Source organism: Brevibacterium sp. K72 (assembly GCF_050562175.1).
GTDB lineage: Bacteria > Actinomycetota > Actinomycetes > Actinomycetales > Brevibacteriaceae > Brevibacterium > Brevibacterium casei.
Genome location: NZ_CP191582.1, coordinates 3,504,217 through 3,525,499 on the forward strand (window position 1 = coordinate 3,504,217; position 21,283 = coordinate 3,525,499).

27 protein-coding genes are annotated in these 21,283 nt (G+C 67.6%); 10 read left to right on the top strand and 17 right to left on the bottom strand.

Annotated elements, in window-relative coordinates; all coding sequences use genetic code 11:
• Positions 1–480: 480 nt before the first annotated feature.
• Positions 481–1,479, bottom strand: a complete 999-nt coding sequence (locus ACQ1RG_RS15785; RefSeq protein WP_009378305.1) for an arsenic resistance protein — start codon at positions 1,477–1,479, stop codon at positions 481–483.
• Positions 1,480–1,584: 105 nt separating this feature from the next.
• Here ACQ1RG_RS15785 and ACQ1RG_RS15790 point away from each other — a divergent pair, with 105 nt between their 5' ends.
• From ACQ1RG_RS15790 to lspA, 4 genes are read left to right on the top strand one after another with little or no spacing between them, the layout of a single operon-like run.
• Positions 1,585–2,010 carry a MerR family transcriptional regulator gene (locus tag ACQ1RG_RS15790; protein ID WP_009378303.1) on the top strand — a complete coding sequence of 142 codons (426 nt, stop codon included), beginning with the start codon at positions 1,585–1,587 and terminating at the stop codon, positions 2,008–2,010.
• 37 nt (positions 2,011–2,047) lie between these two features.
• Entirely contained in the window at positions 2,048–2,407 is a 360-nt protein-coding gene (gene cmtR / locus ACQ1RG_RS15795; protein WP_007633539.1) for a Cd(II)/Pb(II)-sensing metalloregulatory transcriptional regulator CmtR, read from the top strand.
• Entirely contained in the window at positions 2,404–4,314 is a 1,911-nt protein-coding gene (locus ACQ1RG_RS15800) for a heavy metal translocating P-type ATPase (protein WP_009378300.1), read from the top strand. The genes cmtR and ACQ1RG_RS15800 overlap by 4 nt, the downstream gene beginning before the upstream one ends.
• Positions 4,311–4,874: a signal peptidase II gene (lspA, locus tag ACQ1RG_RS15805; protein WP_009378298.1), complete on the top strand. Its 564-nt coding sequence runs from the start codon at positions 4,311–4,313 to the stop codon at positions 4,872–4,874. Before ACQ1RG_RS15800 ends, lspA begins: the two co-directional genes overlap by 4 nt.
• Positions 4,875–5,069: 195 nt before the next feature.
• Here the strand turns inward: lspA and ACQ1RG_RS15810 are convergent, their stop codons facing one another.
• From ACQ1RG_RS15810 to merA, 6 genes are all read right to left on the bottom strand, one after another.
• Positions 5,070–5,378 (bottom strand): zinc finger domain-containing protein, encoded by a 309-nt coding sequence (locus ACQ1RG_RS15810; protein ID WP_311199573.1) that lies wholly within the window; start codon positions 5,376–5,378, stop codon positions 5,070–5,072.
• 408 nt (positions 5,379–5,786) lie between these two features.
• Complete coding sequence (locus tag ACQ1RG_RS15815) at positions 5,787–6,704, bottom strand: cytochrome c biogenesis CcdA family protein (protein ID WP_009378292.1); 918 nt, start codon at positions 6,702–6,704, stop codon at positions 5,787–5,789.
• A 3-nt stretch (positions 6,705–6,707) separates the two neighbouring features.
• Positions 6,708–7,187, bottom strand: a complete 480-nt coding sequence (locus ACQ1RG_RS15820) for a TlpA family protein disulfide reductase (protein ID WP_009378285.1) — start codon at positions 7,185–7,187, stop codon at positions 6,708–6,710.
• 45 nt (positions 7,188–7,232) lie between these two features.
• Positions 7,233–7,526: a hypothetical protein gene (locus ACQ1RG_RS15825; RefSeq protein ID WP_009378284.1), complete on the bottom strand. Its 294-nt coding sequence runs from the start codon at positions 7,524–7,526 to the stop codon at positions 7,233–7,235.
• Positions 7,527–7,554: 28 nt separating this feature from the next.
• Positions 7,555–8,223, bottom strand: coding sequence for an organomercurial lyase MerB (gene merB, locus ACQ1RG_RS15830; RefSeq protein ID WP_009378283.1), 669 nt, complete (start codon positions 8,221–8,223; stop codon positions 7,555–7,557).
• Positions 8,224–8,273: 50 nt separating this feature from the next.
• Positions 8,274–9,695: a mercury(II) reductase gene (gene merA / locus ACQ1RG_RS15835; protein WP_430600254.1), complete on the bottom strand. Its 1,422-nt coding sequence runs from the start codon at positions 9,693–9,695 to the stop codon at positions 8,274–8,276.
• A 103-nt stretch (positions 9,696–9,798) separates the two neighbouring features.
• On the opposite strand from merA, the gene ACQ1RG_RS15840 reads away from it, so the two are divergent.
• Positions 9,799–10,188, top strand: a complete 390-nt coding sequence (locus ACQ1RG_RS15840; protein ID WP_009378277.1) for a heavy metal-responsive transcriptional regulator — start codon at positions 9,799–9,801, stop codon at positions 10,186–10,188.
• A gap of 352 nt (positions 10,189–10,540) precedes the next feature.
• Here the strand turns inward: ACQ1RG_RS15840 and mutM (ACQ1RG_RS15845) are convergent, their stop codons facing one another.
• The 7 genes from mutM (ACQ1RG_RS15845) to coaD all read right to left on the bottom strand — a co-directional run bounded on the left by mutM (ACQ1RG_RS15845) (position 10,541) and on the right by coaD (position 15,586).
• Positions 10,541–11,380, bottom strand: coding sequence for a bifunctional DNA-formamidopyrimidine glycosylase/DNA-(apurinic or apyrimidinic site) lyase (gene mutM, locus ACQ1RG_RS15845; protein ID WP_040341752.1), 840 nt, complete (start codon positions 11,378–11,380; stop codon positions 10,541–10,543).
• A complete protein-coding gene (gene mutM, locus ACQ1RG_RS15850) occupies positions 11,373–12,320 on the bottom strand; it encodes a bifunctional DNA-formamidopyrimidine glycosylase/DNA-(apurinic or apyrimidinic site) lyase (protein WP_430600256.1) in 948 nt (315 codons plus the stop codon). Before mutM (ACQ1RG_RS15850) ends, mutM (ACQ1RG_RS15845) begins: the two co-directional genes overlap by 8 nt.
• A 22-nt stretch (positions 12,321–12,342) precedes the next feature.
• Entirely contained in the window at positions 12,343–13,047 is a 705-nt protein-coding gene (gene rnc, locus ACQ1RG_RS15855) for a ribonuclease III (protein ID WP_430600257.1), read from the bottom strand.
• A 3-nt stretch (positions 13,048–13,050) separates the two neighbouring features.
• The gene (gene rpmF / locus ACQ1RG_RS15860; RefSeq protein WP_063249041.1) at positions 13,051–13,254 is read right to left on the bottom strand and encodes a 50S ribosomal protein L32; all 204 of its coding nucleotides are present in this window, start codon (positions 13,252–13,254) and stop codon (positions 13,051–13,053) included.
• Positions 13,255–13,256: 2 nt separating this feature from the next.
• Complete coding sequence (locus tag ACQ1RG_RS15865; protein WP_009378265.1) at positions 13,257–13,775, bottom strand: YceD family protein; 519 nt, start codon at positions 13,773–13,775, stop codon at positions 13,257–13,259.
• Between the two features lie 131 nt (positions 13,776–13,906).
• Complete coding sequence (locus tag ACQ1RG_RS15870) at positions 13,907–15,094, bottom strand: MFS transporter (protein ID WP_009378263.1); 1,188 nt, start codon at positions 15,092–15,094, stop codon at positions 13,907–13,909.
• 3 nt (positions 15,095–15,097) lie between these two features.
• Positions 15,098–15,586, bottom strand: a complete 489-nt coding sequence (gene coaD, locus ACQ1RG_RS15875; protein ID WP_009378261.1) for a pantetheine-phosphate adenylyltransferase — start codon at positions 15,584–15,586, stop codon at positions 15,098–15,100.
• Positions 15,587–15,665: 79 nt separating this feature from the next.
• Here coaD and ACQ1RG_RS15880 point away from each other — a divergent pair, with 79 nt between their 5' ends.
• Complete coding sequence (locus tag ACQ1RG_RS15880; protein WP_009378258.1) at positions 15,666–16,172, top strand: hypothetical protein; 507 nt, start codon at positions 15,666–15,668, stop codon at positions 16,170–16,172.
• A gap of 55 nt (positions 16,173–16,227) precedes the next feature.
• Here the strand turns inward: ACQ1RG_RS15880 and ACQ1RG_RS15885 are convergent, their stop codons facing one another.
• The 3 genes from ACQ1RG_RS15885 to ACQ1RG_RS15895 are packed head-to-tail and all read right to left on the bottom strand — an operon-like array spanning position 16,228 to position 17,924.
• Complete coding sequence (locus tag ACQ1RG_RS15885; protein ID WP_009378255.1) at positions 16,228–16,677, bottom strand: hypothetical protein; 450 nt, start codon at positions 16,675–16,677, stop codon at positions 16,228–16,230.
• A gap of 43 nt (positions 16,678–16,720) precedes the next feature.
• The gene (locus ACQ1RG_RS15890) at positions 16,721–17,170 is read right to left on the bottom strand and encodes a hypothetical protein (RefSeq protein ID WP_131248111.1); all 450 of its coding nucleotides are present in this window, start codon (positions 17,168–17,170) and stop codon (positions 16,721–16,723) included.
• A gap of 4 nt (positions 17,171–17,174) precedes the next feature.
• Positions 17,175–17,924: a GntR family transcriptional regulator gene (locus ACQ1RG_RS15895; RefSeq protein WP_009378251.1), complete on the bottom strand. Its 750-nt coding sequence runs from the start codon at positions 17,922–17,924 to the stop codon at positions 17,175–17,177.
• Between the two features lie 113 nt (positions 17,925–18,037).
• On the opposite strand from ACQ1RG_RS15895, the gene ACQ1RG_RS15900 reads away from it, so the two are divergent.
• From ACQ1RG_RS15900 to ACQ1RG_RS15915, 4 genes are read left to right on the top strand one after another with little or no spacing between them, the layout of a single operon-like run.
• Positions 18,038–18,919 (top strand): transporter substrate-binding domain-containing protein, encoded by an 882-nt coding sequence (locus ACQ1RG_RS15900; RefSeq protein ID WP_009378249.1) that lies wholly within the window; start codon positions 18,038–18,040, stop codon positions 18,917–18,919.
• Between the two features lie 21 nt (positions 18,920–18,940).
• Positions 18,941–19,732, top strand: coding sequence for an ectoine/hydroxyectoine ABC transporter permease subunit EhuC (ehuC, locus tag ACQ1RG_RS15905; RefSeq protein ID WP_063249045.1), 792 nt, complete (start codon positions 18,941–18,943; stop codon positions 19,730–19,732).
• Positions 19,732–20,388 (top strand): ectoine/hydroxyectoine ABC transporter permease subunit EhuD, encoded by a 657-nt coding sequence (gene ehuD, locus ACQ1RG_RS15910; protein WP_063249046.1) that lies wholly within the window; start codon positions 19,732–19,734, stop codon positions 20,386–20,388. The genes ehuC and ehuD overlap by 1 nt, the downstream gene beginning before the upstream one ends.
• Entirely contained in the window at positions 20,375–21,178 is an 804-nt protein-coding gene (locus tag ACQ1RG_RS15915) for an amino acid ABC transporter ATP-binding protein (protein ID WP_140954586.1), read from the top strand. Before ehuD ends, ACQ1RG_RS15915 begins: the two co-directional genes overlap by 14 nt.
• The last annotated feature ends 105 nt before the right edge of the window (positions 21,179–21,283 follow it).

Here is a 21,283-nt window from a genome sequence, read left to right on the forward strand (position 1 = left end):
CAGACCGGGGTATGATTCGTTGACGCCGGCCCGCTGACCGTCACTGCCAATCGCGACATTGGAGTGAACGGCCTCCTTCGACCCGCTTTAATGCAATGTTTAAGTAGCCCTACTTCCCACGATAGATACATTGAAAAACTGGGAGAGTAAGACGATGGCGTTTTCGCTGGTCAGAGGCTACTTCACCGCTAAGTGACGTGCGTATGATGTGTGCTGCCTCCACACCAGAGTACGGCCTCACGACGTCAACCTACCAACTGCCCGATCGAAGGAAGGATCGGGCATCCGCGACCCGTGCGCACAGGACGCCTTCGCCATCGAAGCAGTCCCGGCCTCCACTTCTCCTTCTCTTGGCCTTCTGTTCGATCAGGTGGTAGTGGGGACCTGAGCGACGCCCGCCGGCCGCCCTGACGAGAGCCGAGGCCCGCCTTCGGCACTTCTCTGATTGAGGGATCCCGGCACCCCCGTTGCACGAGGCTTCTACGACACGGACTTCGCCGGTCCTATCTCAGGATCGTGAGCCACGCGGATGATCCACGGGATCAGTCGCACGAAAACCACCATGACGACCAGCTCGACCAGGGTCTGCGTGACGACCACGAGGGGCGCGAGGTCGAACGCCGCGGGCAGCGCGAGCACCAGCGGCAGCACGACGAGTGAGTTCCGGGTCGCGCCGCTGAACACGATCGCCCGTCTGCCCGGCACGTCGAGGCCCGCGACTCTGCCCGCCAGCATCCCGACCGGCACCATCACGGCGGCGAAGAGGACGTAGACCGGCACCGCGAGGAGCAGAGAGCCGAGCCGCGCGCTCACGCCAGCGATCTGCGAGGCGACGACGACCGCGAGCGTGGCGACCATGAGCGGCACCATCGCGCCCATGACCGCCTGTTCGACCCTGCGCGCGGCGCGCGATCTGGCCGCGGACAGCTGGGTCAGCGCCGCGCCCACGAGGGGCAGGGCGATGATGAGCACGAAGGCCTCGACGAACGGCGCGAACTCCACGGACCCCACGAACTCCGCTCCGACGAACAGCCATAGGTACAGCGGCAGCAGGAGCATTTGGGTGAGCATCAGCAGCGGGGCGGCTGCCAAGAGCTTCTCCTCGTCGCCGCCGGCAAGCCCGGCGAAGACGATCACATAGTCGATGCACGGGGTCAGCAGCACGAACAGCACGCCGACGAGGAGCACCTGGTCGTGGGCCACGATCCCCGACAGCAGCCAGACGACGGCGGGCACCAGCACGAAGTTCACGACGAGGATCGCGGCGAGGAAGCGCCAGTCGCGGAAGGCGTGCCCGATTCTGCCGAACGGGATGCCGAGGAACGTGGCGTAGAGCAGCAGCGCGAGCACTGGGTGGATCGCCAGCTCGGCCGGGTAGGCGACCACGGGCCAGGCCAGCCCGACGACGGCCCCGATCGCCAGCCCCGCGACATAGAGCGCGACCTGGTGCCGCTCCATCCATTCCACGCTCATCTGCATCTGTTCTCCCTCATCACGTGCAAGGGCGGGCAATCCCGCCTACAGAAAAACGTTAGACCTTGAACCCGGGTTGAAGGTCAAGCTAGCGAAGCATAGGCTCGAAGCATGAAGATCTCCGAGGTCGCCGAGCGCAGCGGAGTGCCGGCGAGCACGCTGCGCTACTACGAGCGCCTCGGCTTCCTCGCGGCGCGCCGGAGCCCGAACGGATACCGGGACTTCGACGAGGGCCACCTCGAGCGGCTCGACTTCATCGCTTCAGCCAAGCGGCTCGGACTCGAACTGCCCGAGATCCGCCGCCTCTTGGAGCTCGCCGACACGGGCACCTGCACCGGCGTCAAGGTCGCGCTGCAGCCGCTGCTGGCCGAGCAGATCGCCGCCGTCGAACGGCAGATCAGCATCCTGACCGTACTCCAGGAACAACTGAGCGCGGCGCAGGCCCACGTCGACGACTGCCCGGACAGCGACGAGCAGTGCCGGTCCGAGTGCGCGTTCCGGGCCTTCGCACGGACCGCGCCGGTGCCCCATCAGTAATAGCCAATAGGTCAGCCATTGCTGTATAGTTCAGTGCATGCTGACTATTGCTTCTCGCCTCGACGTCATGAACCGGCTGGGCCGGGCCATGGCGGACCCGACGCGCTCCCGGATCCTGATGACCCTGTTGGACGGGCCGAGCTACCCGGCCGTGCTCTCGCGCGAGCTGGAGCTGACGCGCTCGAACGTGTCGAACCACCTGACCTGTCTTCGTGACTGCGGGATCGTGGTCGCCGAGCCCGAGGGGCGGCAGACGCGCTACGAGATCGCCGACCCGCACCTCGCGGCGGCGCTCACGGCGCTGGTGGACGTGACGCTGGCCGTGGACGAGCACGCGCCGTGCGTGGACGCCGAGTGCACGGTGCCGGGCTGCTGCGGGACTGGAGCGGGCGCGTGAGCGCGGCGTGCGGGTGCGACGAGCCGGAGACCCGGGTCGGCGAGGAGGCCGAGGAGGAGCGGGAGCGCCTGTGGTGGCGTGACCGCGGGATCATGGTCCCGGTGCTCTCCGGCGTCGCCTTCGGCACGGGCCTGGTCCTGGAATGGACGGGGGCGGAGATCCCGTCGCTGGTGGCGTTCTGGATCGGCCTGCTGCTGGGTGCGTCGACGTTCACCCCGGGCGCGGTCCGCAAGCTGTTCAAGGGCAAGCTGGGCATCGGGCTGCTGATGACGATCAGCGCAGTGGGCGCGGTCATCCTCGGCTACGTCGAGGAGGCCGCGGCGCTGGCGTTCTTGTACTCGATCGCCGAGGCGCTGGAGGACAAGGCGATGGACCGCGCCCGCGGCGGGCTGCGGGCGCTGCTCAAGCTGGTCCCGGAGACCGCGACCATCCGGCGGGATGGCGCGTCCGTGGAGGTCGCCGCGAAGGATCTGGCCGTTGGTCAGCTGATGCTCGTGCGTCCGGGTGAGCGGATCGCGACCGACGGGATTGTCCGCACTGGTCGGTCGAGCCTGGACACCTCGGCGATCACCGGGGAGTCGATCCCGGTGGAGGTCGAGCCCGGCGACGCGGTGTCGGCCGGGGCGATCAACACCGCCGGTGCCCTGGAGGTCGAGACGACCGCGGCGGGCACCGACAACTCGCTGACCACGATCGTGGAGCTGGTCGAGCAGGCGCAGGCCGAGAAGGGGGACCGTGCCCGCCTGGCCGACCGCATCGCCCGGCCGCTCGTGCCCGGCGTGCTGATCCTCGCCGCTCTCGTCGCGGTCATCGGCTCGCTGCTGGGCGACCCGGAGCTGTGGATCACCCGCGCCCTCGTGGTGCTCGTCGCCGCGTCGCCGTGCGCGCTGGCGATCTCCGTCCCGCTGACCGTCGTCGCCGCGATCGGCTCGGCGAGCAAGTTCGGCGTGATCATCAAATCCGGTGCCGTGTTCGAACGGTTCGGCGTGATCCGCCACGTCGCCGTCGACAAGACCGGCACCCTCACCCGCAACGAGCCCGCCGTCACCGCCGTCCTCACCACGGACGGAGTGGACGAGGCGCAAGCCCTGGCCTGGGCGGCATCCCTGGAGCAGCACAGCACCCACCCGCTGGCCGCCGCGATCACCGCCGCCTCGCCCGGAGCCCCCGCCGCCCTGGACGTGACCGAGCAGGCCGGGCACGGCATCGAGGGCACCCTCGACGGGGCCCGGGTCACCGTCGGCAGCCCCCGCTGGCTGGACGCGGGAACGCTCAAGGACCAGGTCGCGGGCCTGGAGGAGCAGGGCATGACCGTCGTGATCGTGCACCGCGACGGGGCTCCGGTCGCGGCGATCGGGGTCCGCGATGAGCTGCGCCCCGAGGTCCCCGAGGTGGTCCGCACCCTCGCCGCCCAGGGCGTCGGGATGACCATGCTCACCGGCGACAACGCCCGCACCGCCCGGGCGCTGGCCGCGCAGGCCGGGATCGACGACGTGCGCGCCGAGCTGCGCCCGGAGGACAAGGCCGCCGCGATCAGCGAGCTGGGCAGGCACGGCTCGGTCGCGATGATCGGCGACGGCATCAACGACGCCCCCGCCCTGGCCGCCGCGGACATCGGCATCGCGATGGGCGCGACCGGCTCCGACGCCGCGATCGAGTCCGCCGACGTCGCCTTCACCGGCCACGACTTCCGGCTCCTCCCGCGCGCGTTCGACCACGCCCGCCGCGGCAGGCACATCATCAACCAGAACATCATCCTGTCCCTGCTGATCATCACCGCGCTGCTGCCGCTGGCGCTGTTCGGCGTGCTCGGCCTCGCAGCGGTGGTGCTGGTGCACGAGATCGCCGAGGTGATAGTGATCCTCAACGGGCTCCGCGCCGCCAGGACGAGGAAGACCGCCTCGTGAACGTGCCGGATGCCGTCGAGACGGCTGACGCCGGCGTCGCGGACGAGAAGGCCCCGCCTCCTCCCACCCGGCGGGCGGTCGGCGCAGCTCTCGCCGTCGGCGCGCTCGGCCTCGCTCTGGACCAGGGGACGAAGGCCCTCGCGGCCGCGCGGCTGACGCCGGGCGAACGGGTCCCGCTGCTCGGCGACTTGTTCGGCCTGTCCCTGGTCTACAACCCCGGGGCCGCGTTCTCGCTCGGCGCGGGATCGACGTGGATCTTCACGGCCGTCGGCGTCCTCGCTTCGGTGGCGGTGGTCGTGTTCGCCGCGCGGCTTCGGGGCTTGCGGTGGGGCCTTGCCCTGGGCATGGTCCTCGGCGGTGCGGTCGGCAACCTCGTCGACCGGCTCGGTAACCCGCCCGCGATCGGTCAAGGGCACGTCACGGACTTCCTCGCCTACGGGAGCCTCTTCGTCGGGAACATCGCGGACGTCTTCGTGGTCGCCGGTGTCGGCCTGGTCTGCCTGAACCTCGCCTCGCCGAGGCCGGGCGAAAATCATCGCGTACGAAATGCCCAGCCGTGATGAAACTGGAACAGCTGAACATCGCCACCCACAGGAGATGTTTCGTCACGAAAGTGCGACCTCGGTCTTCGGAGTCCGGTTCAGTTCTACTTCACCGAGTTCTTGCATCCGGCGGGGCGTATTCGATCGATGCTGGGGCCTACGTGCATTGATCAAGGCGCGTCGAAGCAACACTCATCGCGTGAAGCAGGGCCTCTATCGTTCCAGCTGGCAAACCGGGCAGAGGTGGCTCGATCGGTTCATGATCTTCTTCCGTACTATCTGCGTTCCGCAGCGCTCGCACGGGTGTCGAGCGATCCCATAGCCAGCCAGAAGGTGCACCCCGTAGCCTGCGTCACACAATAGGAGCAATGAATTACGGGAGGTGTGACGAAGGGGTCTGAACTGTTCACCGGCGGATTCACGCCGGCGGGCGTGGTGACGTACAGTGCCTATGTTACGAGAACGGAGCCTCAGGACTTCAGCCTGAGAGGAACGGGCGCAGTCGAGGAAAGAGCCGGCCACAAGCGATCTACGGTCCAGGAAACCTCTGCCATCGACGGATGGACATTACATCCCTGCTGCGAAGACCCAGCTTCGACACCTCATTTTCGTTTGCCATCACATTCGAGCAGGTGGTCAGCGAAGATCCGGGTGATGTCCTCGCCTGTTCGCGCGTCAGCCGCAGCGCAGCTTTGCCGATCTTCTGGACGTGCACGTCGTGCACGACCGAGCCGAGCGCCTAGTCCAAGACCGAGACTCGGATCATTGTCCTGATGAGCGGGCGTCCGTCGCGTCCACTCACCTTCTCGGTACGGGCCGGAAGTCTTCCCCGCCATATTCGCCGCCAGATGATCTTGGCGCTGTAGTTTTGGCGCTCGGCGGTAGTTACGACGTCGAGTCAATCGTCCTCAGATTCCGGCAGAGTCGTGCTCACTCCGTCGTCGCGCTCGGCCGGTCGTCGGCAGAGTGCGCTTGCTCGGCGTCGCAGCAGTCTCCATTGGCCTTCCAGATGGACATAGGACGGCGTCCGGCGAGGGTTCCGAGCAGCAGCGCGACGAACACGGCCGCGACGGACACTCCGGTCACGACGCCGACGTGCCCCTGGACCCAGTCAGACACCGAAGTTGCGACCGCGGCGACGGCATTGGTGCGGCCGAACGCTGAAGCGTCACCGGTGACGGCCGGGTACCAGTACCAGGCCAGGTAGGCCCCGGTGAGGATGAGCACGGCGGCGGTGACCCTGGGGCCATAGCGTGCCAGTGAGGCAATGCGTCGCGAGAGCGCCGTACCGGCAGCGGCAGCGGTGACGGCGACGAGCAGCAGGACGCTCGCGGATCCCGCGGCGTAGACGGCGAAGACGAGGAGCAGGCCGGCGAAGCTGGCTGTGGCCTGCGCCTGCGCGACGACGGCGAGGAACACTCCGAAGGTGCACGACAGCGACGCCGCGGCGTAGCCGACCCCGAAGACGACCATGCGTGCGGTGCTCGGCGGACGCGCCGTGACCCGGCTGGGGATGCCGGGCAGCCGGAGCGAGAACGAGCGACCGGCCAGCATCGCCGCGCCGAACAGGACGAGCACGACGCCGACGGCGAGCCCCAGTGCTGGAGCGGCCTGGATCAGGCTCCGCGCTCCGGCACTCACAGCGATACCCGCCAGCGCCAGCGTGCCTGCGAACCCGATTGTCACGGCGAGGCCTGCCCGCAGCGATCGCAGGAGGCGCACCGGGGCCGGGGAGGATGCGGCGTCGCCCAGCGCGTGGGTGATCCATGCCGGAAGCAGTGCAAGACCGCAGGGGTTGACCGGGGCGATCATTCCGGCAGCGAAGGCGAGGGCAAGGAGTCCACCCATGGCTCAGGCCCCGGCCTTTTCGAGCTCGCCGATGATCGTCTCAGCGTCGGGGTCGGTGGCGCGGAAAGTCACCCGGCCGTCGGAATCGACGATGATGAGCGTGGATAGCGCGGCGACGTCGAATCGCTGGGACAGGGTTGCGCCCTGGTCGATGGCGGCGGGGACGCGTTCAGCCTCGACGTATTTCATGAAGCCTTCGATAGTCTCCTTGGTTTCGCGCGGATCCATGTCGACGGCGAGGAATCCGGCACCGGTGCCGTTCGCTTCCGCGCTGGCGGCGGCCTCGCCGAGGGATCGGACCCCGCCGACGCATTCGCCGCAGCCGACAGAGAAGAAGAACACCGCGGTGGGCTTCCCCGCGGCGGGCAGGCTGACCTGCCTGCCGTCGATGCTGGTCACGGCCGCGGGCGAGCCGACATCGGCTGTGGGCGCGGCGTCGTCAGATTTGCCGCAGGCGGTCAGGACCAGCGGTCCTGCGACCATGAGGCCTGCGAACGAGAGCGCCGCGCGGCGGGTGAGGGGGGGTGGTCATAGGTTCTGGTCTTCCTTCGTGTCGGTGGCATGATCGGAATCAATGGTCGGGCAGCAGTCGTGGCCGGTGCGGTCGCTGCGGGTCCGGCGGTGGGCGGCGGCGAGTACGACGAGCACCACGAGCGCCATGCCGGTGCCTACCACACAGGGGTTGGCGAGGATCCCGCCGAGGCCGGCGAGCACGCCGCCGGCGATGAGCAGCGGCAGACCGCAGCACAGTGCCATGAGGAGCACGACCCCTGCCCCGAGCACCAGGCCGCCGCCGGGTCGGTCGTCGCGTCTGGTCGTCATCGGTGTTCTCGTTTCATTCGGGGCCCGGCTAGCAGCAGCGGTGGCAGCGGTCGGCAGTCTGGGCGTCGGCCCGGAGCCGGTCGAGCAGGTGGGAAGCGAGTTCGATGCCGATCCGATGGGCTTCGATCACCGGCACCGCTTGAGCCCCTGGGTGCTCAGCGAGCCATCCGGCGGCGTCGTCTGCAGATGTAAAGTAGTGCACCTGGTCGCAGAACGAGGAGCGGATCGAGGTGATCTGCTCCGGGTTCACCAGGGACACGACGGCGCTCGCGGGTTCGACGCGGGTGACGCCGGTGGCAGGGTCGACGTTGACGGCGACGACGATCCTCTCGCCGCTGGCCGGGGAGACAGACTCCACGCGGGCCGCCCGGTCGAGGAGGCCAGGGAAGACCAGGGTGTCCAAGGCGCACCAGGTGTAGAGCTCCTGATCGGCCACGGCGAATCGGTGCGGGGTCGGGCGCAGGGTGAGGCCCTGGCCGACGATGCGGCCCTGGTCGTCGTACTCAGTGTCGGGCACGGCGGCCAGTCCGTTGCAGGCCTGCTCAGGGGTGCGGCCGGCGGCGGTGGCGAGCTGCTCGATCGTGACGGGGTCGCCGTCGACGAGCAGCCGCAGCAGCGGGACCAGCAGGCCGGGGTCGAGGCCGGTCTCCTCGGGCCTGTTGAGCCGATCGGGCAGTTGCGTGCTGAGGTCGGACATTTCGGTTTCCTCCATTTCTGAGTTCGGGCAGGTGCTGCTTCCGGGTCGGGTCAGGCGCAGCAGGACAGCTTCGAGACGTCGGCGGTGAAGGCCTTGGCGGCGATCCGGATGCCCTCGGCCATGGTCAGGTACGGGGCCCAGGCGTCGGCGACCTCCGCGACGCTCTTGCCGAGCACGTGGACTCCGGCAGCGGCGAGCTCTCCGGCGTCCTTGGCAACGGCGGTGAGGCCGAGGATCTCTCCGGTGTCCGCGTCGGCGACCATCTTGATGAACCCGCGGGTGTCCCGGTTCACCAGCGCGCGGGGCACGTACTCCAGCGGCAGCACCCGGCAGTCGCAGCGGATGCCTGCGTCGAGGACCTGCTTCTCGGTCATGCCGACCGCGCCGATGGCAGGCCCGGTGAACGTCACACGCGGCAACCGGGCATAGTCCACCGACCTCTCGGCGTCGGCGAAGGCGTTCTCGGCGACCAGAGTGCCGTGGTGGGCGGCGACGTAGACGAATTCGGGGTGCCCGGTCACGTCGCCGGCGGCCCAGATCCGGGGGTTCGAGGACTGCAGCTGGTCGGAGACCACGATCTGCCCGGATTCGCCGGTCTTGACCTCCACCGCCTCAGGGTTCAAGGCATCGGTCACGGGCCGGCGGCCGAGCGCGACCAGGAGCTGGTCGGCGCGGAACTCCTGCGAACCGCCGGACACGTCGGCGGCCACGATGACCTTCCCGTCGGCGCTGCGAGCGACGCTGGTCGGGACCGCTCGGCGGACCACCCGGATGCCCTCGTCGGCGAAGACCTCGGCCAGCGCCTTGGACACCTCCGGCTCCTCCTTCGAGGCCAGCCGGGAGCGCACCAGGAGGGTGACATTCGATCCGAGGCGGGAGAACAGCTGGGCCTGCTCCAGCGCCACGTATCCGCCGCCGAGCACCAGCAGCGACTCGGGGACCTCGGTCAGCTCCATCGCCGTCGTGGAGGTCAGGTACCCGGCCTCCTCCAGCCCGTCGATCGGCGGGGCCCAGGGATGTGAGCCTGTGGCGACCAGGTACTGGGCGGCCTCGATCGTCTCGACAGCGCCCTCGGCAGACCTGACCTCGAGGACCGGAGCTTCAGGGGTGCCGGCGAACGCGGCTTCGCCCTGCCGTACGTGCCAGCCGTACGACTTGGCGACGTCCACGTACTTCTCACCCCGCAAGCCCTCGACGAGGTCCTGCTTCCCGCCAATCAGCGTCGGCATGTCCACCGGTCCCGCGGCCGTGGCGATGCCGGGGAACCGCTGCGAGGCGTCTACGGCAACATGCCGGGCATCAGCGGCGGCGATGAGCGCCTTCGACGGCACGCAGCCGGTGTTCACGCACGTGCCGCCGAAGGTCCCGCGCTCGATCATCGCCACCGACTTGCCGAGCGTGGTCGCGCGGATGGCGGCGGCGAACGCGCCGCCTCCGGATCCGATGATGGCGAGGTCGTACTTGGTAGGCATCGCTGCTCCTGTCAGTCCTTGGATTTCTGCTCCGTCTCAGCCATACTGGACCTTCCAGTACAGGGGAAGGTCAAGCGCGGCCGCGACACGGATGGAGGAGGCCATGAGGATCGGGGAATTCGCCGAGGCGGCCGGCACCACGGCGAAGACGCTGAGGTTCTACGAAGAGCAGGGGCTGCTCCCCCCGCCCGACAGGACGTCGTCGGGGTACCGCGACTACCCGCCGGACGCAATCGCGCGCGTCGACTTCGTCCACCGCGGCCAGGCTGCCGGCCTCACGCTCGCCCAGATCCGCCAGATTGTGGACATCCGCGACGCCGGCCACGCCCCGTGCGCCCACGTCCGAGACCTGCTCGACGCGCGCCTGCGCGACATCGAGCAGCAGATCGCCCAGCTCACCGCCTTGCGCGACACCATCGCCAACCTCCGGGACGACGCGGCGCACCCCGAGCCCGAGACCTGCAGCGCGGACCAGGTCTGCCGGTACGTATAGACAAGAGAGCCGCGACCGGCGAATCCGACAGACCGCTGTTCCAGGGCGCACGACGATGCGCAGTGGCGCAACGATGCTGCCCCCTTCAGGGATGGCGGCAGGGACGATGGCCAGAGGAGCCGTTCTGGCATCGACATCTCGGTTTGGTCGATTGGCGAGCACCACGTCAGGACACGAGGACAGACCGGTTCAGAAGGGCCGGATCTGTTCACTCGGGACTCGCCGAGCTAGCAGAGCTGACCGCGGTCCACCATCCACGGCGATGAGACTCGCTATATATCTATGTACAGCGGATCGAGCCGAACCCCACTGCGACCGCGGTCCGCCTGCAACTCGAGAGACGACCTCTCGACTAGCGTTTCCGCTGGCAGAGCGGGCAAGAATAGCTCGACCCGTTCATCAACTTCTCCCGCACGATCGGCGTCCCGCAGCGCCTGCAGGGCCGGCCGGCACGACCGTAGGCGTTCAGGCTGCGGGCAAAATACCCGCTGCTGCCGGCCACGTCGACATAGTGAGAATCGAACGAGGTGCCGCCCTGGGCGAGTGCAGCCGTCATGACGTCTCGCGCAGCCTCGATTACCGCCGAGATCCTGGACCTGCTCAACGACGCTGCCGGTGTCTCCCCGTGCACCTTGGCAGCCCACAGCGCCTCGTCGGCATAGATGTTCCCGATGCCTGACACCACCGTCTGATCCAGCAGTACGCGCTTTATGCCCGTGCGCTTACTCTTGATCACCGCAACTACCCCCGGCTGGTCGAACAGCGGATCGAAGGGATCCCTCGCGATATGGGCGATCGGCGACGGGAGCACTGCTCCGCCCTCGTCGTACATCAGATGCCCGAACGTGCGCTGGTCATCGAACCGCAGATCGTGGCCGCCGTCGGTGAAGGTGAACCGCGCGCGCTCGTGCGCACCGACTGCAGCATCGGGGGACGTGATGAGCATCTGCCCGCTCATCCCCAGGTGCGCGAGCAGCGCGTCGTCGCCGTCCAAGATCAGCCACAGGTACTTGCCGCGGCGGGCGGTCCCCGTGATCGTCGCACCGACCAACCGCGCAGCCAGATCATTCGGGCCACCCACATGACGGCGCGCCGAACGAGGATGCCGGACAACAGCCGAGGCGATCGCCCGTCCGCGGACATGTTCGTCGAGTCCCCGGCGCACGACCTCGACCTCAGGAAGTTCAGGCACGGGTAGCACCTCGCATGATCCGGGACCCGGAGTTACGGCGGTGCGCTACTGAACAGGTAGGACCGTCGAATTGCTTGCCCCGTGCCTGGTCAGACTGCGGTATAGGTGGTCTACGCCCGACCGGTGCCCGGCACAGCCAATCGCGACCTTTGTGTCTGCGACTTGCTTCGACCCGCTCTACGTCAATGTCGAAGCGGCCGGACTCCCCGTTGACGTTGACATAGAGCGAGTCGAAGCTCGTCCCGCCCACGGCCAGGGCATCGCCCATGACGGTCGTCGCCGATTCGAGGACGGCGGCCAGGCGGGAGCGCCGGGTCCGCGCCGGCAGTGCGAGCGGGTGGACTCCGGCCCGGAAGAGCGCTTCGTCGGCGTAGATGTTGCCGATCCCGCTGACGAGCGTCTGGTCGAGCAGGGCCGCCTTGATCGGGGTGCGCTTGCGCGCGAGCGCATCGACCGTGGCCTCGACGTCGAAGGCGTCCTCGAGCGGGTCGGGCGCGATGTGGATCGCCGAGGCGGGCACGAGCCGACCGTGGGAGGCGACGAGGCCCTGCACGCTGAGATGGCCGAAGATCCGCTGGTCGACGAACCTCAGGTCATAGGGTTCCTCACCGCGTTCGAGGCGGAGCACGGCACGCGTGTGCCGGTGCGTCTCATCGGCGGCGAGGTGGACGCGCAGCTGACCGCTCATGCCGAGGTGGATGAGCAGCCCGGCATCCCCGTCGAGGGTGAGCCACATGAACTTCCCGCGTCGCTCTGCCCCGGTGATGGACGCCCCGGTCACGCGTTCGGCGAACGCGGCGGCGGTGGCCTCGTCGATGCGACGCGCCGCGGTGGTCCCGAGGATGCGGGGGTCGACGACCGAGGCTTCGGTGACCCGAGCACCCGTGGTCCATTCGGCGACGCCGCGGCGGACGCTTTCGACCTCGGGGAGTTCAGGCACGGTGCCGGTTCCGACCTGCGCGTCAGCGCTGGTAGTCGGGGTAGAGCGTCCGGATGGCCTTGACGGCGACCTCGGCGGCGGCCGCCTCGGCGGACTTCTTCGACGATCCGTCCCCCGAACCCCAGCCGTTGTCGCCGAGGCGGGCGGTGGCGGTGAAGATCATCGCGTGGTCGGGGCCGGTCGAGGTGATCTCGTAACTGACAGCCCCGAGCCCGAGGTCGGCGGCGGCCTCCTGGAGCGTCGTCTTGTAGTCCATGCCCGCGCCGAGGTTGACGGCGTCGGCGAGCATCCCGTCGATGAGACGGTGGACGAACGCGAACGCGACCTCGCGACCGGAGGAGACGAAGGTGGCGCCGATGAGGGCTTCGACGGTGTCGGCGAGGATCGAGTCCTTGTTCCGACCTCCCGTGAGCTCCTCGCCTTTGCCGAGCAGGATGTGCTGGCCGATGTCGTGGCGGCGGGCGATCTGAGCCAGCGCCCTCGTGTTGACGACGGCGGAGCGCATCTTCGCCAGCTGGCCCTCAGGCAGGTCCGGGTTGTCGTAGTAGAGCGACTCGGTGGCGACGAGCCCGAGCACGGAGTCGCCGAGGAACTCGAGGCGCTCGTTCGTCGGGATGCCGCCGGCCTCGAAGGCGAAAGAGCGGTGGGTGAGCGCTAGACGAAGAGTCTCGGGATCGATGTCGATCCCGAGACTCTTCTGCAGTTCTGCTGTGGTGTCAGTTTCCACAGGTCAGGCGTCAGCGACCTTGCGTCCCTTGTACTCAAGGAACAGCGGAGTGCCGGCTGCGTCTTCGACGACCTTGGCCTGGTGGGGGCGCGAGTACACAACGCGACCGTTCTCCACAGTCTTGACCAGGTTCGGAGCCTGAGCCTTCCACTGCGAACGACGGTGGCGGGTGTTGCTGCGCGACATCTTACGCTTGGGAACAGCCACGTCTAGCTCTCTTTCTTCTCATCCAACAAGTTCTTCAGCTGCGAGAACGGCGAATCGGATTCGCTGTCGTCCTCCTCGATGTCCTCACCGAGGGTGTAGGAGAACTCCTCGCTTCCGTCCTGGGAAGGACTGAAGGGCAGAGCCATCACGACTGCGTCTCTGATCGCGGGTTCGAGGTCGAGCTGATCGCGATTGATGACGTAGGAGTCCTCGTCGCCATCGGCCTGCTCATAGACGTACATCTCGTTGATGTCGACATCTATGGGCAGCTCGATCTCGTCGAGAGTCCTTGCATCCTCGCCGCGGGCCACGGTCGAGACCGTACCCGTCACGTAGATCCCCTCGGAAACGCTCTCGAACATGAGCTCGAGATTCATCGGCGTTCCTTCGGCGACCCCGATCACTTCGATCTTGAGATCCGCCGGAGCCGGCACCGTGGCATTGACACGTTCCCACTCACCCGGATGACCGAGCAATCCCATGGATCGGAGATCGTAGACGAACTCTGACCGCTTCTTCATGCTCTCTCCTCCGTATGCGAATGAGATGCCGCTCCTGCGTTCACACGCGACTCACCATTCTAATCAACGCGGGCCACCATTGCCAATCGTCGCCTCATCCCCGCCGAGGTGTTCCTCGTCACCCCTGACTCTCACCACTTCTCGTGGCTGTTGCGCCAGGTCACCCCTCCGGCGAGGAGGAGCAGCGCCCCGGAGATCGTGAAGACGATGCCGGAGCCCGCGACGATCGTGAGCACCGAGGCGAGCGAGGGGATCGCGACCTGGCTCAGCCGGTTGCCGGCCAGCCGGATCGAGAGCACCGCCGCCCGGTTCGCCGGATCGGAGAGCGTCGAGACCCACGTCATCGTCAGCGGCTGGGTGAGCCCGAAGCAGAAGCCCGCGATCGCCAGGAGGATCGCCAGCGTCCACGTCTGAGTGAGGATCGGGATGAGGATGACGCAGACGCCCGCCGTCGCCGAGGCGGTCCACAGCAGCGAGAGACTCCCCCACCGGTTCGCGAGCATCCCGATGATCATCCGCGAGATCACCGAGGCGAAGGTCCGCAGGGCGAGCAGCCACGTCACCGTCGTCACGCTCAGCCCGTTCTCCTGCCCGATGAGCGGCAGGTAGGCGGTCATGAGGTCGACGGCGGCCAGGGTCGCCATCGACGCGAGGATCGCCGGCTTCATCCCCCGGATCCGCAGCAGCGCCCACGGGGTGCGGACGGTTTCGGCCGCCTCGGCGCGGGAGACGTGAGGGGTCCGCCCGCGGAGCATGACGATAACGGCGGCGATGAGGGTGAGCGCCGAGAAAGCCGTCATGAACCACAGGGCGCCGACGATGTGCGGGGAGCCCCCGGTGGCGTCGGCGATCATTCCGGCCAGGGGCAGGCCGATCGTCTGCCCGATCGAGACGCCCAGGGTGAGGTGGCCGAACTTCGCCGTCAGCCGGGAAGCCGGGAAGCTCTGCGGGATGAGCGCCTGGGAGGCGACGGTCGTGAGCAGCTGCCCGAAACCGAGACTCATCGTCGCGACGAGGAGCACGCCGAGGTTGGGCGCGACGGCGGCGAGCGCGACGGGCGCGATCGAAAGGACGGTGCCGACCCAGAGCACCGCGGTCGCGTATCCGCGGTCGACGAGGCGGCCGACGAAGAGCGCGGTGAGCAGAGGGACGAGCGAATAGCACGCGGTCATGAGGCCAAGGACGACTCCGGTCCCGCCGAGTTCGAGGGTGCGGTAGGAGATGAGGACGCGCACACCGTTGTACGTCGCGTGCGCGAGGACAGTGTGGATGACGAGGCCCGTGAACCAGGCCCGAGAGGAGGAAGGAGTCGCGGCCATGCCTTACGTGTCGGCGCTCAGCGCCGCGAGCACGGGCTCGGGCACGAGGCCCGTGATGTCGCCGCCGTGCCTGTGCACCTCTTTGATGAGGGAGGAGGAGACGTGTTCGAACTCGGGGTTGCCGGGGACGAAGATCGTCTCGAGGTCGGTGAGGTGCTTGTTCATCAGCGCCATCGGCAGCTCGTAGGCGAAGTCCGTGCCCGAGCGCAGACCCTTGACGACGGCGGGGGCACCGATCTTGGCGCAGTAGTCGACGAGGAGGCCACCGGGGACGACGTCGATGGAGATGTTCTCGGCATCCCGGGTGCGTTCGTCGGCGGCGAGCGAGGCGCGGATGAGATCGGCCCGGGTCTCGGGGTCGAAGCGGCCGGACTTCGAGGGATTGTGGACGACGGCGACGACGACCTCGTCGAAGAGCTTCGCCGCACGGGCGATGATGTCGAGATGACCCATGGTGATCGGATCGTAGGATCCGGGACTGACGACCTTCATGGCCTCATCGTATCCCGCGCCGTACGCTTGGCCCGGTCGGTCCGCTTGCCGAGCACTCGGCTGAAGCTATGGTGCAGCCATGAGTTGTTTCGACACTGGCTCCCGAGTGATGGTCGGCGGACTCTCCCGGCAGCGACTGCTTGCCGCACTCGATTCTGCGGAGGTGCGCCTGAACGACCACGCACGCGTGCTCATCGCCGGACCGGCATTCGACCGCCGTGACCCGGAACCCATCAGAGTGATCACGCGCAGCCTCTCGACCCTCGGGCTTACTTCCGGAGGCACCCTGCGCCAGATCTTCTCAACCGCAGAAAGCCGAGGGCTTCACCCCTGCCCACCCGACAGCGGTCCGTACCTGAGAATTGCTTGGCTCTCCCAACCGCAGTCGCATGACTCGGTCCAGTCGACCGGGCGCGCGCCGGCCGGGGCCGTGACGATCGCCTCGGAGCCGATCGACGAGACGTTTGCAACGCCCAAGGGGTTCTATCTTCGCCTCGTCGATGGCCAAGCATGGCTGCGCGCTTATCGATGTGACGAGGCGTTCGAGTTCTCAGCCGATGACGTCTTCGCATTCCGAGCCGATTGATATCGGTGTCGAGCGGCGTTCGAATCGGTCAGGACCCGGTCGGTCCGCTTGCCGTTCAGTCCGGGTGGCCCCGCTGCTCCTTGAGCGCCGACCAGCCGTGCCAGGCAGCGGCGACGACGACCATGGCCCCGAAGAGGATGAGCGAGCTGAAGCTCTGAACCATCAATGCGAGTTTCGCCGACTCCCGTCCTCCCGCGGCGGCGAAGACCATCATGCCGCCGATCGAGACGGCGGCGGCGACGAAACCGACAAGGGCCACCCACGCGACCCGCAGCACATGCGAATGCTCCCACCGCAAGCGGGCGGCGAGGAGGCCGAGCCCGAATGCGGAGGCTGCCGCGGAGGCCGTGAAGATCAGCCCGAACCACGTGAGCACTCCCCCGTAGACGTGGACGAAGAACTCGGTGAGGACGACGACGAGGACCATGGCCACGAGCACCGTGACGACCGCTTCGCGCACGAGCGCCCAGTAGCGCGCGGCGTACGAGCGCCCGAGAGGATCCATGCCCAGATCGTATCGCCGGGCCCGTCATGCGATCCCGGTCGGGTCAGGATCCGGCAAGCAGCGCCTCGTGTGCGCGCCGGTCCCGCACCGACATCCACGCGTTCCAACCGAGGCCGACGACGAGGACGGAGCCGAAGAAGTACAGCGACTGCACCGCATACGCGGTGACGACCATGTCAGCGGGAGTGCCGCCGAGCGAGGAGAGCGCCCAGACAGAGATGACCACGAGCACCACGGCCCCGGCACCGGCGATGAGGATGCGGACGGCCGACCACAGCCTCGGTCGCGGGGATTCCCTCCTCAGCAACAGAGCGACAGCGGCCGCCGCGACGGCGAAGGCGATGAGGTAGATGAGACCGAACCACGCAAGGATCGACAGCGGGGAAACGAAGATCTCGGCGGCCATGAAGACGAGGAGAACCCCGACCGCGCCCACGCCCATCAGCTCTCTGACATCGGCCCAGAAACTGGAACGGCGTGGCATCTCACCCATACGCTCACTCTCGCAAGCTCGCCCACTGGTCGTCAACACCGGTCCTCCGCCCCTCACCGCGGACGACGACGGCGTCGGGCTCGGAGGCGGGATTGTGGAGGCGGGCGACCGCCTCGGCGGAGATCCGGCCGATGATCGCCACCGCCTCGGACTCGTCTCCGGCGGCGATCACCTCGGCGAGGCGACGGTGGATGTCGATGAGGTCGCACCTGACCTCGTAGCCGGCCGGATCGGACAGCGACAAGAGCCGCGTGTGGACCATCGAGGCCTTCATCATTGCCCGCAGCCGCGGCGACCCGGAGCACGCGACGATCGCATGGTGGAAGTCGAGGTCGGCGTCGCCGATGGTGCGGGCGGTGTTGTCCTCGATCGCCTTTTCGAGCGCGCTGAGCGCCTCGTCGATGAGCACGGTCGACCGTCTGCCCCGGATGATCATGCGCGCTGCCTGGACCTCGATGGCCTCGCGGACGGCGTAGACGTCGTCGATGTCGTCAGGTCCCATCCGCTTGACCCATGCGCCCCGGCCTGGAGCATGGCTGATGCTGCCCTCGCTGACGAGCCGCTGCAGCGCCTCACGCAGCGAGGGCCGGGAGACTCCGAGGAGTTCGGCCGTGCGGACCTCGCTGATCGACTGCCCGGGAAGCAGACTGCCCCGGTAGATTGCGTTACGGATCTCCTCGGCGACGAGGTCGATCGTCGACGAGCGCACGACTCTGCGGAGCACGGGAAGTTCCGAGGTGTGCGGATCGCTCATGTCACGAGCATATAACGTTGTCTGACAGTGTGACATCACGACTGTAAGAGGATTGAATGGGGCGATGAGACGCACGTCACCCAGTGCGCCGATGCTCACCGAAAGGACCCGCAATGAAATCCCTGAAAGGACTCGCAGCCGCGACCTCGATCCTCGCGCTCACCTTCACCCTCGGTGCCTGCAGCGGAGGAGGCTCAGACAAGAGCACCCTGCAGCAGGCCATCGACGACGGGAAGATCACGGTCGGCTTCGCCGGTGAGGCCCCGTACAGCTTCGAGGAGGGCGGGGAGCTCCAGGGCGCGAGCGTCGCGCTCGCCAAGGAGGTCTTCAAGAACCTCGGGGTCGACAACGTCGAAGGCGTCAACACGGAGTTCGGCTCCCTCATCCCCGGGCTCAACGCCGAGCGCTTCGATGCGATCTCCGCGGGCATGTCGATCCTCCCCGACCGCTGTGAGCAGGCGGCCTTCGGCAACCCCGAGTTCATGTACACCACTGCCCTGATGACGAAGAAGGGCGAGAACGAGGGGATGAAGAACCTCGACGAAGTCAAGGAGAAGGGCCTCAAACTCGCGACCATGACCGGTGCCGTCGAATCCGACTACGCGGAATCGCTCGGCATCGATTCGCAGAAGGTCGGGACTCCGCAGGACGGCATGGACGCCGTAACCACTGGACGCGCCGACGCCTTCGCACTCACCGGCATCTCACTCAACTGGATGGCGAAGAACACGCCTGACGCCGATGTCGCGGTGAGCGAGTCGTTCGTCCAGGAGATCGACGGGGTCCCCCAGGTCGGCGCCGGTGCCACGGTCTTCCGCACCGACGACACCGAACTCCGCGACGCCTGGAACAAGGAGCTCGACAAGATCGTCGGCGATGAGAAGGCCTACCTCGACATCGTCGGCGACTACGGCTTCACGAAGGAGGAGCGGCCCGACGGGTCGATCACGACCGATCAGCTGTGCAAGGGCGAGCTGCCGACCGCTGACTCCTGAGTCGCAGCGCTTCCCGCACTCATGACCGACAAGCTCAGTGCGCTCCAGGGTTTCCTCCCACAGGTGTGGGAGGGAATCCAGGTCACGCTCATTCTCACTCTCGCCGGTGCCGCAGGTGCGCTGGTCATCGCGATCGTCCTCGGACTCGCAATGACCTCCTCGCACGCGTGGCTGCGGATCCCTGCCCGGATCATCGTCGAGTTCTTCCGCGGCACGTCCCTGCTCGTCCAGCTCTTCTGGCTCGTGTTCGTCCTCCCGCTCTTCGGACTCCAGCTCGACCCGATGGCGTGCGGCATCGGTGCGCTGGCCCTCAACTACGGTGCCTATTCCGCCGAGGTGGTCCGGTCCTCGATCGCGACCGTGCCCAAGGGCCAGTGGGAGGCGGCGATCGCGCTCAGTCTCTCCCCGGCCCGCCGGATGCTGCGCGTGATCTTCCCGCAGGCGTGGGCGCTGATGATCCCGTCGCTCGCGACCCTGTTCATCCAGCTGCTCAAGGGCACTGCCGTCGTCTCCTTCATCACGCTCTCCGACCTCACGGACAAGATCGGGCAGCTGCGCATGGCGACGAACGACACGTTCTTCGCCTACTCCGTCGGACTGCTCATCTACTTCGTCATCGCCTGGCTCATCCAGGAGTTCATGAACCTCCTCGAGCGCCGCGCGGTCAAGAGGCTGGGCAGACGCCGTCCCGGTTCGCGCAACGACCGTCGAAGGGCCCGGCGCGATGCCCGTGTCGGCTCGACCGAGGTGACCGGCCCGCGCACGGCCGCCGGTCAGTCCACGGGCAACGTCGGATACGGACAGCCGCTGTGATGTGGAACTGGGAGTTCGCCGCCGAGGCGCTGCCGATCCTGCTCCGCGGCTTCGTCAACACGCTCATCGCCACAGTCGTCGGCACGATCATCGCCGCGATCCTCGGCCTCATCCTCGCCATCGCTATCCGCGGGCTGCCGCGATGGATCAACTGGGTCGTCCGGCTCTTCGTCGCGTTCGTCCGCAACACCCCGCTCGTCGTCCAGCTCGTCTTCGTCTACACCGCGTTCTCGGAGATCCCAGGGCTCGTCGACATCCCGGCGCTCGTCGTCGGCTCCGGGGTCATCGGCGTCCACTATGCGACGTACATGTCCGAGAGCTACCGTGCCGGCATCGACGCGGTGCCGCCGGGACAGCGCGAGGCCGCCATCGCCCTCTCCCTGCCCCCGGTGCGCACCTTCACCGCGGTCATCCTCCCGCAGGCGCTGCGGGCGACGATCCCCTCGCTCGGCAACTACGCGGTCGCGATGTTCAAGGACACCCCGTTCCTCTTCGCGCTCTCCGTCGTCGAACTCGTCACCTCGGCGCAGCAGTTCGGGGCGTCGAAGTTCGCGTACACGGAGGCGTTCACCCTGGCCGGACTCATCTTCCTCGCCGCCAGCTACCCCACCTCCCTCCTCATCCAACGATTGGAGCGGCGCCTTGCCACCTACTGAGAACACCCCGTCCCCGCACAACGACACCGCGCCGGCGATCGAGTTCAGGGACGTCGAGAAGCGGTTCGGGACGACGACGGTGCTCGAGAACCTCAACTTCACCGTCGCTCCCGGTGAACGGGTCACCCTCATCGGCCCCAGCGGTTCGGGCAAGACGACGATCCTTCGGCTCGTCATGACGCTCGAGGAGCTCACGGGCGGATACATCTACATCGACGGCATGCCGCTGACCTTCGAGGAGAGGGACGGCAAGCGCGTCGAGCTGCCGAAGAAGACTACTCGGGAGATGACGACGCGCATCGGCATGGTCTTCCAGCAGTTCAACCTCTTCCCCAACATGACCGTGCTCGAGAACATCATCGAAGCCCCGATCCACGTGCTGAAGAAGTCGAAGGAGACAGCGGTCGCCGATGCCCGGTCACTGCTCGAGCGGGTCGGGCTGAGTGAGAAGGCCGACGAGCACCCGACCCGGCTCTCCGGCGGTCAGCAGCAGCGGGTGGCGATCGCCCGGGCGCTGGCGATGAGCCCGGAGATCCTCCTCCTCGACGAGGTCACCTCCGCCCTCGACCCCGAACTCGTCGGCGACGTCCTCGCGGTGCTGCGCGACATCGCCGAAACCACGGACATCACCATGCTCCTCGTCACCCACGAGATGCAGTTCGCGCGCGAGGTCTCCGATCGGGTGATGATGTTCGACAGCGGCCGCGTTCTCGAGGAGGGCCCGCCCGACCTCATCTTCAACGACCCGAGCCACGAACGCACGAGGTCGTTCCTCTCGAGCGTGCTCTGAGCCGCTTCGACGGTGCTCTGAGCGCTTCGACGCGGTGATCCGACAAAAACGCGGTCTGCTCACCGCGTATTTGTCGGATCACCGCGTCGATGGCGCGAAGTCGGG

Bases quoted from the DNA above. Each gene is read 5' to 3' on its own strand.
- ACQ1RG_RS15785 (WP_009378305.1), bottom strand. From the start codon at position 1,479: ATGCAGATGAGCGTGGAATGGATGGAGCGGCACCAGGTCGCGCTCTAT.
- ACQ1RG_RS15790 (WP_009378303.1), top strand. From the start codon at position 1,585: ATGAAGATCTCCGAGGTCGCCGAGCGCAGCGGAGTGCCGGCGAGCACG.
- cmtR (WP_007633539.1), top strand. From the start codon at position 2,048: ATGCTGACTATTGCTTCTCGCCTCGACGTCATGAACCGGCTGGGCCGG.
- ACQ1RG_RS15815 (WP_009378292.1), bottom strand. From the start codon at position 6,704: ATGGGTGGACTCCTTGCCCTCGCCTTCGCTGCCGGAATGATCGCCCCG.
- ACQ1RG_RS15820 (WP_009378285.1), bottom strand. From the start codon at position 7,187: ATGGTCGCAGGACCGCTGGTCCTGACCGCCTGCGGCAAATCTGACGAC.
- ACQ1RG_RS15825 (WP_009378284.1), bottom strand. From the start codon at position 7,526: ATGACGACCAGACGCGACGACCGACCCGGCGGCGGCCTGGTGCTCGGG.
- merB (WP_009378283.1), bottom strand. From the start codon at position 8,223: ATGTCCGACCTCAGCACGCAACTGCCCGATCGGCTCAACAGGCCCGAG.
- merA (WP_430600254.1), bottom strand. From the start codon at position 9,695: ATGCCTACCAAGTACGACCTCGCCATCATCGGATCCGGAGGCGGCGCG.
- ACQ1RG_RS15840 (WP_009378277.1), top strand. From the start codon at position 9,799: ATGAGGATCGGGGAATTCGCCGAGGCGGCCGGCACCACGGCGAAGACG.
- ACQ1RG_RS15865 (WP_009378265.1), bottom strand. From the start codon at position 13,775: ATGAAGAAGCGGTCAGAGTTCGTCTACGATCTCCGATCCATGGGATTG.
- ACQ1RG_RS15870 (WP_009378263.1), bottom strand. From the start codon at position 15,094: ATGGCCGCGACTCCTTCCTCCTCTCGGGCCTGGTTCACGGGCCTCGTC.
- coaD (WP_009378261.1), bottom strand. From the start codon at position 15,586: ATGAAGGTCGTCAGTCCCGGATCCTACGATCCGATCACCATGGGTCAT.
- ACQ1RG_RS15880 (WP_009378258.1), top strand. From the start codon at position 15,666: ATGAGTTGTTTCGACACTGGCTCCCGAGTGATGGTCGGCGGACTCTCC.
- ACQ1RG_RS15885 (WP_009378255.1), bottom strand. From the start codon at position 16,677: ATGGATCCTCTCGGGCGCTCGTACGCCGCGCGCTACTGGGCGCTCGTG.
- ACQ1RG_RS15890 (WP_131248111.1), bottom strand. From the start codon at position 17,170: ATGGGTGAGATGCCACGCCGTTCCAGTTTCTGGGCCGATGTCAGAGAG.
- ACQ1RG_RS15895 (WP_009378251.1), bottom strand. From the start codon at position 17,924: ATGAGCGATCCGCACACCTCGGAACTTCCCGTGCTCCGCAGAGTCGTG.
- ACQ1RG_RS15900 (WP_009378249.1), top strand. From the start codon at position 18,038: ATGAAATCCCTGAAAGGACTCGCAGCCGCGACCTCGATCCTCGCGCTC.
- ehuC (WP_063249045.1), top strand. From the start codon at position 18,941: ATGACCGACAAGCTCAGTGCGCTCCAGGGTTTCCTCCCACAGGTGTGG.
- ehuD (WP_063249046.1), top strand. From the start codon at position 19,732: ATGTGGAACTGGGAGTTCGCCGCCGAGGCGCTGCCGATCCTGCTCCGC.